The following is a 13,308-nucleotide window of genomic DNA, read 5'->3' on the forward strand; positions in this document are numbered from 1 at the left end:
CCGGACGGGTCCCGCAGGCGCCTCAGGTGGTCGGCAGCACCGGGACGCCGTAGCGGTCCCAGCGGATCTGGTCGGCCCGGAAGACCGGACCCTCGTCGCAGCAGGTGGCGTTGCGCCAGCCGTCGGGCCCGGCCGTCGCCACCGGCACGACGCAGCCCTTGCACACGCCGTAGCCGCAGCCCATGTGCTCCTCCAGGGAGACCCAGCAGTCCCATCCGCGCGCAGCGGCCAGGCGCGCCGCCGCCCGCAGCAACGGGATCGGCCCGCAGGCCAGCACCGCCCGGGTCCGCCCGTCGGCCAGGTCGCCCCGGGAGGCGACCAGTTCGGTGACCACGCCGGCGAACGCCTCGCGGTCGGCGGGCACGTCCACCGCCCGATCGACGCTCACGCCCCAGCGGGCGTCGAGCATGGACCAGGGCACGTCGGCGCCGTCGCGCCCGCCGAAGAAGGCGGTGTCCCCGTCGCGACCGTGCCGGGCGAACCACGCGTGCACCGGCGGCAGACCCACGCCCCCGCCGATGAGCACGGCGGGGCGCCCTTCCAGTTCGTCCGGTGTCGGAAAGGGACGGCCGAGCGGGCCGAGCACGGTGAGGCCCTGGCCCGGCTTGAGGCGCGCCAGGGCCGCCGTGCCGCGCCCGACGACCCGATACAGGAAGGAGAGCGTGGTGCCGTCGCCGGCGAGGATCGAGAAGGGCCGGCTGAAGACCAGCGGCAGGCCGTCCGCGAGATTCAGCATGGCGAACTGGCCCGGACGGAACGGCAGCGGCGCGTCGAGCTCGCAATCGAGGCGGATCAGGCCGCTGGACATCTCGACGTTGGTGATGAAACGGGCCGGACAGCTCCGGGCCGCGGGGGCGGTGGTCCCGGCCATCAGGCCACCTCCCGGCAGGGGTCAGCGCAGGTAGTCCCAGTCATCGTCCTTCTTCTTCTTCTTGTCGTCCTTCTTGTCGTCCTGCTTGTCGCCATCCTTCTTGTCGCCGTCCTGCTTCGCGTCGGCGCTGCCGTCGCGGGCCGATTCGGTCCCGGCCGCGGCGTCGACGGGGTCGCCGCCCACCGGTGTCGCCGACCCGACCCCCTCGCCGGCCGTGCCCCCGATGGCCGCCCCGGCCGCCGCTCCGGCCGCGGGATCCGGCGCCGCCTGCCCCGCCGCCCGCAGGGAGTCGAACTCGGCCTGCCGGGCCGCGTCATCGGCCGCCGCCCGCACCTTCGCCGCCTGCTCGGCCGCGATCTGCTCGATGGCGATCGTCGGCGGTTCGTAGAGGATGTTCGCCCGCCGCGCCAGGTACACCATGCGCCGGCGCACCCCCGGCAGGGTCCGCGCCGTGCCCCCGCCCAGACCGGCCGTCACGTCTTCGAGCACGGTCAGCTGCTGCCGCTCCTCCGGCGTCAGGGCCGCATAGTTCTCGGCCTGCGCGCCGCTGCGCAGTTCGAGCAGGTAGCCGTAGAGGTTGCTCTCCCCCTCGGTGGCCGCCTCGTAGGCCTGCGGCGATTCGGGATAGCGGGCGGTCAGCTCGCCGCGGAAGATCGCGGCCGAGTCGGGCAGGGCGAGGTGGTCGCGATAGGTGACGAAGCCGCCGTACAGGGCCCGCGCGGCGATGGCGTCGTCGGCCGCCGTATCGGCGGCCGCTTCGGCGTACAGCGACGCCGCCATGTGCGGCCGCTCGAACCCGAACAGCAGCGCGTTGGCCTGCAGCAGCTTCAGCTGCGCCACGCGCTCCCCCTTGGCGTCGGGCAGCGCCTGCTCGGCGGCCAGGAAGTCCTTGAGGGTCTCGTTCATCCGCCGCACGTGCTCCTCGTCGTCGAGGGCGTCCCGGCGGGCCACGGCCGCGGTGAACTTCTCCCGGCTCTGCTCCCACTCCCCGCGGGAGAGATAGACATCTCCCATGATCTCGGCGGCCCGCGCCTTCACCTCGGGCGTCTCCCATTCGGTCGGCATGTTTTCCAGCAGGGGCGCCGCCTCGTCGATCTTGCCCTGGGCGATGAGCGACTCGGCCTCGAGCAGGGCCACCTCGCCCTGGGCCTGGTAGATCTCGGCCTCCGCGCGCAGCTGCCGGACCAGCAGCTCCACGATCTCGAAGTCGTTCATCCGCACGTGCACCCGGCCCCGCAGCAGGCGCGCCCGGAAGCCGAGCTCCGCACTCGCCGTCTCCTGGCTCACGTCCTGGAGGATCTCCGCCGCCGGATAGTACTCGCCGAGCTCCCAGTAGCACTCGGCGAGCTTGAGCCCGATGCGGTCCCTCTCCGCCCGGTCGGAGTCGAGTTTGAGGTACTCCCGGTACGCCTCGGCGGCCTCCTCCCAGCGCTCGAGGGAATAGGCGTTGTCGCCCGACACGCGCCGCGTCTCGGCCTGGTACCTGCTGTCGGGGAAGTTCCGGGCGAGGCGGTCGAGGTACTCCTGGCTCGAATCGACCGCGCCGATGAGCAGGTAGTTGAGGGCCTGGATGTAGAGGGCCTCCTCCTCGTACTCGGTGGCCGGGAAGTTCTGGAACAGCAGGTTGAGTTTCCGGATCGACTGCCGGTACGCCTCGAGCCGGTGATGGGCCTTGGCCTGCAGGAAGAGGGCGTCGTCGGTGAGGCTGTGGCCGGGGTACTCGTCGAGGATCTTCTGCGACTTGCGGATGGCCGCCTCGTAGTCGGCGCGCTGGGCGCCCGCCGGCCTGGGCGGGTCCTCGTGGCGCTTGATGTAGTCCTCGCGCACGGCCTCGGCATCCTCGAAGCTGCGCTTGGCGTTGAAGAACGTGTTGTACTTGGCGCAACCGGCGACGACCAGCAGGACCAGCGCGAGCACCCAGAAGCGGCCACGCCGTGTCCCCGAACGCGGACGCACGCCGGCGCCCCCCGCCATCGTGGCGGCCGGCGCCGATCCTCGTCCGTGCTGCAATCGCCTGTCACTCAACGCGTTGAATCTCTCCGGTCGGGCTTCGTGACGGATCCCGGCGGCCCGTGCGGGCGACCGGGATCCCCGGGAGTGCTGCTACTGCAAGTTCCATTCCGACTTGGGTTTCCCCGCAGGTCGCCGTCAGTCGGGCTGCCGCCAGGTCAACCGGCCGCGCAGGAACGTGGCTTCGACCCGGCCCGTGAGCGTCTCGCCCAGGTAGGCCGAGTTGCGGCTGCGCGACTGGAAGCCGTCGGCGCGGACCGTCCACGTGCGCTCCGGATCGATGAGCACGAAGTCGGCCTCCACGCCTTCCTCGAGCCGTCCGCCCGGGAGGTTGAAGATCCCGGCCGGCTTCTCGCTCAGGCAGGCGATCAGCTGCCCCATGTCCAGGATGCCGTTCTTCACCAGATGGGTGATGCCGACGGCGAGGGCGGTCTCCAGGCCGATGACGCCGAACGGCGCCTGGTCGAACTGGTACTCCTTCTCGGTGCCCGTGTGGGGCGCGTGGTCGGACGCGATGGCGTCGATCGTGCCGTCGGCCAGGGCTTCGGCCACCGCGTTGACGTCGTCGGGCTCGCGCAGGGGCGGCGTCACCTTGTACAGGGGCGAGAAGTCGCGGCAGCAGCTGTGGTCGAGGCTGAAGTGGTGCGGCGCCGCCTCGGCCGTCACCCGGATGCCCTCGGCTTTCGCGCGCCGGATGATCTCGACCGCGCCCTTGGTCGACACGTGGGCCACGTGCAGATGCCCCCCGCTGGCCCGCGCCAGTTCCACGTCGCGGAACACCGCGGCATCCTCGCCGGCCCGTCCCATGCCCGCGAGGCCCAGCCGGCCCGACCAGTAGCCGGCGTGCATGCAGCCCCGGCCGACGATGGTGCGGTCCTCGGCGTGGGTCACCACCGGCACCCCCAGCACCCGCGCCAGCTTGAGCGCGTTGGACATCAGGCCGCCGTTGGCCACCGGCAGGTCGTCCTCGCCGAAACCCACGGCCCCGGCCTCCACCATGGAGCCGAACTCGCACATGCCCTCGCCCTGGCGCCCGATGCTGATGGCGCCCACCGGGTGGATGCGGCACAGGCCGGCCTCGCGGCCGCGATCGATCAGGTAGCGCACCATGCCCGGATTGTCGATGGCCGGATCGGTGCCCGACGTGGTGACGACCGAGGTGAAGCCCCCCGCCGCCGCGGCCCGGCTGCCCGTGGCCACCGTTTCCTTCTGCTCGTTGCCCGGCTCGCGGAACGACGCCCGCAGGTCGACCAGGCCCGGCGCGCAGACCAGGCCGTCGCCGTCGAGCACGGGCACGCCCTCGCGGCTCGGCTCGCCTACGCCCAGGCCCTCGATGCGGCCCTTGCGCACGTGCAGGAAGCCCTTGCGCCGCGCCAGCTTGCCACCGCGGCACAGCTTCACGTTCGTGACCAGGTACTCGGCCGGAATGCGATCCCAGCTCCACTCCATGTCGTCGTCCTCTTTCGCGGGGCCGCCGCGGGGCGGCCGTTGGGAGCCATGCCGGACGCCGCGGCGCCCGCGATCGGTCTAGGCGGCGCCGACGCCGAGGGCGCCCGGGTCGCCGCCGCTGAGCAGGTAGATCAGGGCCATGCGCACGGCCACGCCGTTGGCCACCTGGTCGAGGATGACCTGCCGCGGGCCGTCGGCCACGCTGCTGGCGATCTCCACGTCGCGGTTCATGGGGCCGGGGTGCATGATGAAGGTCTCGGGCTTCATCAGGCGCACGACCTCGTCGGTGATGCCGTACATGCGGTGGTACTCGCGGTTGCCGGGGAAGCCCTGGCTCGCGTGGCGCTCGAGCTGGATGCGCAGCACGTTCACCACGTCGGCCTTCGCCACGGCCTTGTGCAGATCGTACTCGATCTTCGCGCCGAGCTTGTCCAGGCCGCCGGGCATCATGGTCGGCGGGCCGCAGAAGGTGACCTCGGCCCCGAGCTTCGTCAGCCCCCACAGGTTCGAGCGCGCCACGCGGCTGTGGGTGATGTCGCCGATGATGGTGACCTTCTTCCCCCGCAGGTCGCCGAGGCGCTGGCGCATGGTCATGATGTCGAGCAGGCCCTGGGTGGGGTGCTCGTGGGCGCCGTCGCCGGCGTTGATCACCGAGCACTTCAGCACGTTGGCCAGGTACTTCGCCGCGCCGCTCGAGCTGTGCCGCACGATGAGCATGTCGATCTTCATGGCGGCCAGGTTCTCGGCGGTGTCCCGCAGGGTCTCGCCCTTGCTGAAGCTGCTCTGGGCGGCGGCGAAGTTGATGATGTCGGCGGAGAGGCGCTTCTCGGCGAGTTCGAAGCTGATGCGGGTGCGGGTGCTGGGTTCATGGAAGAAGTTCACCACGGTGCGCCCGCGCATGATCGGGACGCTGCGGACCGGGCGGTCGAACACGGCCCGGAAGTGGGCCGCCACGTCGAGCACGCCGAGGATCTCCTCGGCCGAGAGGTCCTCCAGGCCGAGCACATCCTTGCTCTTCAGGATCATTCCGTGACCTCCCCCACGACCACTTCCTGCTTCTCGTCGAACTCCTTGACCTTGACCTTGATGATCTCGCGCTGGCTGGTGGGCACGTTCTTGCCCACGAAGTCCGGCCGGATCGGCAGCTCGCGGTGGCCGCGGTCGACCAGCACCGCCAGCCGGATGGCCTGGGGCCGTCCCCAGTCCATGATCACGTCGAGGGCCGCGCGCACCGTGCGACCGGTGTAGAGCACGTCGTCGACGAGGATGATGATCTTCTCGTTCACGTCGAAGGGCATCTCGGTGCTGGAGACCTGGGGCGTCGGGCCGAGCTTGCTCAGATCGTCGCGGTAGAAGGTGATGTCCAGCGCGCCCTGGGGCACCTCGTGTCCCTCGACCTGCTTGATGGCCTGCGCCAGCATCTTGGCCATGGTCACCCCGCGGCGCTGGACCCCCAGGAGCACCAGGTTGTCGACGCCCTTGTTGGCCTCGATGATCTCGTGGGCCATGCGCTTGAGGGCCCGGTTCATCTCGCTGGCGTTCATGATGACGGCTTTTTCGGCGAAGTTCATGCGTCTTCCTCTGGTTCGGCGACCATCGGCGGTCACCCCCCGCCGCCGGGCAAAAAAAAAGCAGACCCGGGACGGTCCTGCCTGATTTTCCCCGTGGCCTCCTCCGACGGATCTGGATGCTGTATCGGCAGGAATCTAACAACCCCTCCGGGCCCCAGCAAGGGGATTCTCGCGGGCGCGTGCGGAGTGGTCGTTCCCCCCGGAATCACCCCGCAGGCGGCCTTCAGGGTACGGGCACAAGACCACCCGGACCGAGGACCAGCAGGCGGCAACCGGCCCGCGCGAGGAAGTGCCGGTCGTGGGAGGCCACGACGACCGCCGCCTGCGGGGGCAGGCCGTCCAGCAGGGCCAGGACGCATTCCCGTCCGGCCGCATCCAGGGCGGCGGTGGGCTCGTCGAGCAGCAGCAGCGGACGGGCGGATCCGAGCACCAGGCCGAGGGCGAGACGCCGCTTCTGCCCGCTGCTCAGGTCGTGGGGGTTGCGGTGCTCCAGGTCGACGGGCAGCCCCAGTTCGCCGAGGAACGGCCCCAGGTCCCGGTCGGCCAGCGCCGGATCGAGGCCCATCTCGGCCGCGACGGTGGCGCGGGTGAAGAGGTATTCGGGAAACTGGGGCGCCAGCAACGCCGCGCCGTGGTCCAGATCGGTGTCGCCCCGCCGGTACAGGCGGCGCCCGGCCAGGGTCACCACACCCGCTGCCGGGCGCCGCGCCCCGGCCGCCACCGCCAGCAGCGTCGACTTGCCGCAACCGTTCTCCCCCAGCAGCCCGAGGCGCTCCCCCCGCCGCACCGCCAGGTCGACCCCCGCGAAACCGCCGCCGCCCGCGAAGGCGCAGGCGACCCCGGCGAGCTCCAGGACGGGTGCGCCGTCGGCGGGTCGTCCCGCGGGAGCCGGTCGGGCCGGCGACCCGCCCGGCCGGTCGAGCACCGCGCGCACCCGGGGATCGTCCAGCACGTCGCCCCGGGGCCCGGCGACCACCGCCCGGCCGTCGGCCAGGAGCAGCAGATCGTCGGCCCGCGCGGCCTCGTCCGGATCGCAGGTGGCGGTGACCAGGGCACCGCCCGATTCGTGGCGCCAGCGGTCGAGGCGGTCGAGCACCCAGCGGGCCTGTTGCGGGTCCTGCAGACTGGTGGGCTCGTCGCAGAGGAGCAGGTCGGGCGCTCCGCCGAGGGCCACCGCGAGGGCCAGGCGCTGCTTCCGACCCGCCGAGAGCAGGCGCGGATCGAGGCCGCCCGCCGTCCCCAGCCCGAACTCGCTACGCAGGCCCGCCGCGTCGCAGCCGGGCCGGCCGAGGGCCAGCTCCCGGTCGACGCTGGTGGCGACGATCTGCTCCTCCGGATCCTGGAAGAGGATGGCGGCGCGACCGGCGACGGGCGCCTCGGCGGCCGCGAGGTACTTCAGCAGGGAGGACTTGCCCGCGCCGTTGGCGCCCAGGACCGTGAGCCAGCGGCCGGGCATCAGATCGAGGTCGAGATCGCGCAGGACCGGCACGTCGCCCGCCGCCGAGCGGCGGTCGAGGGAGAACCCCCGCAGGGAGACCACGGGCCTATTGGCCGGTTTCATCCTGCAGCTTCCGCAGGTTGCGCCGCGCCGTGGCCGCCCAGCTCGACGAGTCGTCGAGCTTCAGGTACGCGCCCCACGCCGCCATCGCCTGGTCGCGGTGCCCCCCCTCCTGGTAGCTGCGGGCGAGGCCGAAGGCCGCGCGCTTGAAGTCCGGACGCTGATCGAGGGCCGCGGCGAACCGGTTGGCCGCCTCGTCGAAGCGGGCCGCCTGGAAGAGGGCGTTGCCGTGGGCGAAGAGGAAGTCGGCGTCGGTCGGCCGTTCGGCGGTGAGCTCCTCGAGGAGCGCCAGGGCGCGGTCGTTGCGCCCGCGCTTGAGGTGCACCAGGGCGAGGTTGTACCGCGCCGCGCGCAGCTCGGGCGCGGCCTCGAGGGCGAGCTTGAACTGCCGTTCGGCCTCGCCCACCCGCTCGTTGGCCATGAGATCGACGCCGCGGTTGTAGGCCTGCAGGGCGGTAGCCCGGCGGCGCGCCCCGTCCCACTCGTCGGCGTCGAAGCGCAGCCGCAGCACCGATCCCGGCACGATGCGCCCCGGGTCGGACAGCCCGTTGTCGCTGGCGATCTGCCGGAAGCGATCGGGATCGCCGTAGTAGTTGTCCGCGATGCGGGCGAGGGTCTCGCCGGGCCCCACGGTGTGCTCGATGATCCGTTCGTCGGCGGGCGGCACCGCCGGTCCGGTCGCCACCGGCGGGGCCTGCTTGGCGCATCCGGCCGCCAGGACGACGGCGAGCGCCGCCAGCCCCAGGCCGATCCGGGTGGGTCTCCGTTCACACGTTCTCATGATCCGTCTCCTCGGTCACGGCGCGGGGATCGCCCGCGGCGGCCGCCTCCCGCAGGATCCGTTCCATCTCGGCCGCGTCGGTCGTGGCGTAGAGCCGCTTGCGGAGCGCTGCGGCACCGGGATACCCCTTGAAGCATTTCGCGATGTGCTTGCGGACGACGAACGACCCCTGGGGTTCGCCGCGCAGGGCGACCTCGCCCCGCAGGTGGTCGATGGTCGTCGCGCACATCTCGGCGAAATCCACCGGCGGCGCCGGCTCGCCACGATCGACGGCGTGCATTTCGCCGAAGATCCAGGGATTCCCGATGGCGCCGCGCCCGATCATCACCCCGTGGCACCTGGTGTGCTCCACCAGACGCCGGTAGCTCTCCCCGTCGACCACGTCGCCGTTGCCGACGACCGGGATGTCGACGGTCTCGACCAGGTCGGCGATGCGGTCCCAGTTGGCCTGGCCGGTGTACTTCTGGGCGCGCGTGCGCCCGTGCATGGTGATCCACCCCATGCCGAGCTCCTGCAGCAGCAGGCCCACCTCGCGGTAGTTCACCGAGTCCTCGTCCCAGCCGGTGCGGATCTTGGCCGTCACCGGCGCCTTCGCCTCGGCCGTGATCGCGCGCACGATCCGCTCGAGCAGGGGCAGGTCGGCCAGCAGCGCGCTGCCGCCGCACTTCTTGACCACCTTCTTGGCCGGGCAGCCGAAGTTGATGTCCAGGACGTCCATCTGCCGGTCGTTGAGCAGCCGCGTGGCCCCCGCCATGTGCTCCGGATCGGAACCGAAGATCTGGATGCCCACGCGCCCGTCCTCGCCCTCGGTGTCGACCAGGGCCCAGGTGGCCGCGCCGCCGTAGGTCAGGCCCGCCGCCGAGGCGAACTCGCAGAAGCCCATGTCGGCCCCGAAGCGCCGGCACACCTCGCGGAAGGGCCGATCGGTGACGCCGGCCATGGGCGACAGCAGGCGGCGCACGTCGGCGAACCACGCGAGGCGCGGATCGAGCCGGACGGGCTTGCGGGGCAGGATCGTGTCGGACACGGCGGTCAGGGCCTTCCGGGAGTGACGGGACGGGTTCGCTCTGGAAGGTTCAAACTAGCTTTCGCGGCGGGTCTTGGCAACGAAACCGCTCGGCCCCGCGCGCGCGAAGGTCGGCCCGATGCGGAACCCCGGCGCCCGGACCGTGTTGGCCCCTGCATGTTTGCGACACTCCGCAGGAAACGGGCGGCCGCGCCGGCCTCCCGGGACACTCCGCCGGACCCCGGCCGACGACGCCTGCTGCGGCTCGCCGCCGGCGCCGTGCCCGCGGCCGTGGCCGGCGGCGGCGGGCTCGGTCTGGTCGGGATCTCCGGTGCGGGCCGGGCCGCAGAAGTCTCCCGGCGCCGGCTGGACGTCCCGCGCCTGCCCCCAGGGCTGTCCGGCCTGCGCATCGCCCAATTGAGCGACCTGCATCTCGGCGGCGCCGCGACCCTGGCGCGGCTGGACGCCATCCTGGCGGCGGTCCGGCCCCACCGCCCCGACCTCGTCGTGGTGACCGGCGACATCGCCGACGACCTGCGGCTGCTCCCCGGGGCCCTCGATCGCATCGCGGCCCTGGCGCCGCCCCTGGGCGTGTTCGCCTGCCTCGGCAATCACGAGTACGGGGTCGGCATCCGCGCGGTGCGGGAAGCGTTCGGCGCCTCGCCCATCCGGCTGCTGGTCGACGCCCACCGGCCGGTCCGCTGGCATGGCACGCCCTGGACCATCGCCGCCGTCGATGACCCGGGCGGCGGACTGCTCCGCGATCGCCGGCCCGGCATGCTCCCCGCCGCGGTCGACCGGGCCCTGGACCAGGCCGAGGCGGGGCGCTTCACCCTCCTGCTGAGCCATCGGCCGGAGGCCTTCGACCCGGCGGCCGCCCGGGGCGTCGGCCTGACCCTCGCCGGCCACACCCACGGCGGCCAGGTGGCCCTGGGCGGCCGCTCGATCCTGGCCCTCACGCGCCGGTTCCCCTATCCCTGGGGCCTCTACCGCCGCGCCGACAGCCTCCTCTACGTGACGTCCGGCGCCGGCCAGTGGCTCCCCTTCCGCCTCGGCTGCCCGGCCGAGGTGCCCATCTTCGACCTCCATCCGGCCGGATCCACCGGCTGAGCCGCCCGCGCCGCGGCCTTGGCGCAGACCCCGGCCCGCGGTATGCTTGCGGCGCCCATCCCCCGGCATCGGAGAAGACCGTGACCTTGGCGCGCCCCTACCACCTCTGTTTCGTCAACTCCATGCGGGGCTGGGGCGGTGCCGAGGTGTGGATGCACGAGACGGCGCTGGCCCTGCGCGATCGCGGCGTGGCGGTCAGCTTCGTGGCCAACCCCGGCAGCGAGTTGCACCGGCGCGCCGTCGCCGACGGGCTGCCCGTCGCCCCGCTCACGATCCGGGTCGACGGCGCGCCCTGGACCATCGTCGGACTCGCCCGACGGCTGCGCCGCCTGGGCGCCACCGCGCTCGTGGCCAACCAGACCAAGGACGTGAAGGTGGGCGCCCCGGCCGGGCGCCTGGCCGGCCTGCGGCACATCCTCTCCACGCGTGAGAGCGACTTCCCCCTCAAGGACCGCCCCGACTACCGCTGGGCCTTCCAGGTGCTGTGCACCGGCGTGCTGGTCAACAGCGAAGCCACCCGCCGCACCACCCTGGCCAGCGCTCCCTGGCTCGACCCGGCCCGGGTGCACCTGCTCTACAAGGGCATCGACATCGAGCGCTTCGCCGCCGGCCCCGTGCCGACCGGACCGTTCACCGTGGGATTCGTGGGGCAGCTCATCGGGCGCAAGGGCGTGCCCGAGCTGATGACCGCCTGGAGCGCCATCGACGCCGAGGTCCGCCCGGAGCGCCCCCGCCTGCGCCTGGCCGGCGACGGCGAACTGCGGGCCGACCTGGAGCGCTGGCGCGGCGGCCTGCGCCACCCGGACGCCGTCGAGATCCTCGGCTACGTCGAGGACGTGCCGGCGTTCTACCGCACGTTGCACCTGCTCGCGATGCCCAGCCACGCGGAGGGCTTCGGCCTCGCCGCCGCCGAGGCCCTGGCCTGCGACGTGCCGGTCGTCGCCGGCGACGCCAGCAGCCTGCCCGAGATCGTGCGCCCGGGCGAGACCGGCCTGCTCGTGCCGCCGCGCGACCCGGCGGCCCTCACCGACGCCCTGCGGATGCTCATCGACGACCCGGTCCGGGCGCGTTCCCTCGGCCTGGCCGGCGGCCGCTTCGTGCGCGCCGCCTTTCCCCGCACGCGCACCCTCGACCGCCTGCTGGCCCTGACCGGACACCCCGACCACCCGCCCGAGGAGCATCCCGCATGAAGACCCTGCGCATCGCCGCCGTCCAGACCCGCCCCGAGTTCGGCGCCGTCGACGCCAACGTGGCGGCGGCCCTCGCCCTCGTCCCGACGGGTTGCGACCTGGCCGTCCTGCCCGAACTCTTCGCCACCGGCTACCAGTTCACCTCGCCGGACGAGGTGCGCACTTTCGCCGAGGACGTGACCGGCGGTGGCTCCGCTCCCGTGTGCGAACGCCTGGCGCAGTTCGCCGGCGACACCGGCACCACCGTCGTGGCCGGCCTGGCAGAGCGGGCGGGCGACCGGCTTTTCAACGCGGCCGTCCTGGTCCGGCCCGATGGCAGCCGCGACGTCTACCGCAAGGTGCACCTCTTCCTCGACGAGAAGTCGCTCTTCACCCCGGGCGACCTGGGCTTCCCCGTCTTCGCCGCCTGCGGCACGCGCGTCGGGCTGATGATCTGCTTCGACTGGATCTTTCCCGAGGCCGCGCGCAGCCTGGCCCTGGGCGGCGCCGAACTGATCGGCCACCCCTCGAACCTGCTCCTGCCCTGGTGCCAGGCCGCCATGGTCACCCGCGCCCAGGAGAACATGGTGCCCATCGTCACGGCCAATCGCGTGGGCAGCGAGAACCGCACCGGCCGCGAGCTCACCTTCAGCGGCCGCAGCCAGATCATCGCGCGCCTCGGCGACCGCCTCGCGTCCCTCGACGCCACGGAGACCGGCGCCGCCGTCGCCGACGTGGAGATCGTCGAGCGCGACAAGCTCTTCACGGCGCGCAACGATCTCTTCGGGGATCGGCGGCCGGAGGCGTACCGTTTCTGATCCGCCCATGGGCCTTCCGTCCCGGTGCCGAGGGGCGCACCGCTCGGCGAAGAGGCAGGCCATCGGCCTGCCTCTTCTCTTCGCCAGGCTCAGACTCGCGTTGCACCCCTCGGCACCGGGACGGAAGGCGCGGCGACACGAAACGGCACGCCACCGCCCCACTTGGAAGAGATGCGTTGGGTCCGGGGAAGGTCTCAGCGGGCTGGGTCGGGCTGTCCACTCCGGGTGCCGAACAGGGAGCCGCAGGCGATCATGGGAAGGGCGCCGCCCGAAGCGCGCTGGCCGGGCCCGACGGCCGCGGTGCCCCTTCCCCGGCCCTCTTCCACCCCATCGAGGCCGTCCGGGGCTCCCGCCCCGCGGATGGGGTGCGAAACGCGAGTCTGAGTCCTCGAAGAGCAGAAGCAGGCCATGGGCCTGCTTCTGCGCCGAGCGATTCGCACCCCATCCGCGGGGCGGGAGCCTCAGACAGCCTCCGTGAGGTCGAGCCCCTTCGGCACCACCACGATCCCCGACTCGGTGACCGTGAAGAGCCGCCGGTCCTGCTCCGGATCGACGCCGATCTTGAAGCCCTCGGGGATGATCACGTCCTTGTCGATGATGGCCCGCTTGATCTCCGCGTAGCGGCCCACGTTCACGTCGTCCATGATGATCGAATCGCTGATCCGGCTGAACGAGTTGATGCGGACGCCCCGGCCGACGATGGAACGGGAGACGTGGCCGCCCGAGATGATCGAGCCGCCCCCGACGATGCTGTCCTCCACGCGCCCCGGCAGCTTGCCGTCCTCGGTGAAGCCGGCCACCGATTTGAACGGCGGCACCGGCGGCTGCCAGGCGCGGAACACCCACTTGCGGTCGTACAGGTCGAAGGGAGGCCGGCGGCTGACGAGCTCCATGGAGGTCTCGTAGTAGGAGTCGAGGGTCCCGATGTCGCGCCAGTACTTCGGCTGGTGCGTTTCCGGGTCGCG

At 72.4% G+C, this 13,308-nt stretch carries 12 protein-coding genes (1 of these 12 cut by a window edge); 3 read left to right on the forward strand and 9 right to left on the reverse strand.

Translation table 11 applies throughout. From position 1 onward, the window contains the following. Positions 1-22 precede the first annotated feature (22 nt). From KDM41_04795 to dusB, 8 genes are all read right to left on the reverse strand, one after another. The gene (locus tag KDM41_04795; protein MCB1182729.1) at positions 23-871 is read right to left on the reverse strand and encodes a hypothetical protein; all 849 of its coding nucleotides are present in this window, start codon (positions 869-871) and stop codon (positions 23-25) included. Positions 872-892: 21 nt separating this feature from the next. After that, entirely contained in the window at positions 893-2,827 is a 1,935-nt protein-coding gene (locus tag KDM41_04800) for a tetratricopeptide repeat protein (GenBank protein ID MCB1182730.1), read from the reverse strand. A gap of 192 nt (positions 2,828-3,019) precedes the next feature. Beyond that, positions 3,020-4,330 carry a dihydroorotase gene (locus KDM41_04805; GenBank protein MCB1182731.1) on the reverse strand — a complete coding sequence of 437 codons (1,311 nt, stop codon included), beginning with the start codon at positions 4,328-4,330 and terminating at the stop codon, positions 3,020-3,022. Between the two features lie 78 nt (positions 4,331-4,408). Then, entirely contained in the window at positions 4,409-5,356 is a 948-nt protein-coding gene (locus KDM41_04810) for an aspartate carbamoyltransferase catalytic subunit (GenBank protein ID MCB1182732.1), read from the reverse strand. Continuing rightward, a complete protein-coding gene (gene pyrR, locus KDM41_04815) occupies positions 5,353-5,901 on the reverse strand; it encodes a bifunctional pyr operon transcriptional regulator/uracil phosphoribosyltransferase PyrR (protein ID MCB1182733.1) in 549 nt (182 codons plus the stop codon). The genes KDM41_04810 and pyrR overlap by 4 nt, the downstream gene beginning before the upstream one ends. A 223-nt stretch (positions 5,902-6,124) precedes the next feature. Then, positions 6,125-7,462 carry an ATP-binding cassette domain-containing protein gene (locus KDM41_04820; GenBank protein ID MCB1182734.1) on the reverse strand — a complete coding sequence of 446 codons (1,338 nt, stop codon included), beginning with the start codon at positions 7,460-7,462 and terminating at the stop codon, positions 6,125-6,127. Beyond that, complete coding sequence (locus tag KDM41_04825; GenBank protein ID MCB1182735.1) at positions 7,446-8,240, reverse strand: tetratricopeptide repeat protein; 795 nt, start codon at positions 8,238-8,240, stop codon at positions 7,446-7,448. The genes KDM41_04820 and KDM41_04825 overlap by 17 nt, the downstream gene beginning before the upstream one ends. Continuing rightward, positions 8,227-9,267, reverse strand: a complete 1,041-nt coding sequence (gene dusB / locus KDM41_04830) for a tRNA dihydrouridine synthase DusB (protein ID MCB1182736.1) — start codon at positions 9,265-9,267, stop codon at positions 8,227-8,229. The genes KDM41_04825 and dusB overlap by 14 nt, the downstream gene beginning before the upstream one ends. Before the next feature lie 156 nt (positions 9,268-9,423). Here dusB and KDM41_04835 point away from each other — a divergent pair, with 156 nt between their 5' ends. The 3 genes from KDM41_04835 to KDM41_04845 all read left to right on the forward strand — a co-directional run bounded on the left by KDM41_04835 (position 9,424) and on the right by KDM41_04845 (position 12,343). Then, positions 9,424-10,356 (forward strand): metallophosphoesterase, encoded by a 933-nt coding sequence (locus KDM41_04835; protein MCB1182737.1) that lies wholly within the window; start codon positions 9,424-9,426, stop codon positions 10,354-10,356. A gap of 80 nt (positions 10,357-10,436) precedes the next feature. Further along, on the forward strand, positions 10,437-11,546 hold the full coding sequence (locus KDM41_04840) for a glycosyltransferase family 4 protein (protein ID MCB1182738.1): 1,110 nt from the start codon (positions 10,437-10,439) through the stop codon (positions 11,544-11,546). Next, a complete protein-coding gene (locus KDM41_04845; GenBank protein ID MCB1182739.1) occupies positions 11,543-12,343 on the forward strand; it encodes a hypothetical protein in 801 nt (266 codons plus the stop codon). Before KDM41_04840 ends, KDM41_04845 begins: the two co-directional genes overlap by 4 nt. A gap of 461 nt (positions 12,344-12,804) precedes the next feature. On the opposite strand, the gene KDM41_04850 is transcribed toward KDM41_04845, so the two are convergent. After that, positions 12,805-13,308, reverse strand: the 3' portion of a protein-coding gene (locus KDM41_04850; GenBank protein MCB1182740.1) for a glucose-1-phosphate adenylyltransferase. 831 nt of this gene lie beyond the right edge of the window; 504 of the gene's 1,335 nt are visible here — the last part of the coding sequence; its start codon lies off the right edge, out of view — the gene reads right to left on this strand; its stop codon occupies positions 12,805-12,807.

Source organism: bacterium (assembly GCA_020440705.1).
In the GTDB taxonomy this organism is placed as follows: domain Bacteria; phylum Krumholzibacteriota; class Krumholzibacteriia; order LZORAL124-64-63; family LZORAL124-64-63; genus JAGRNP01.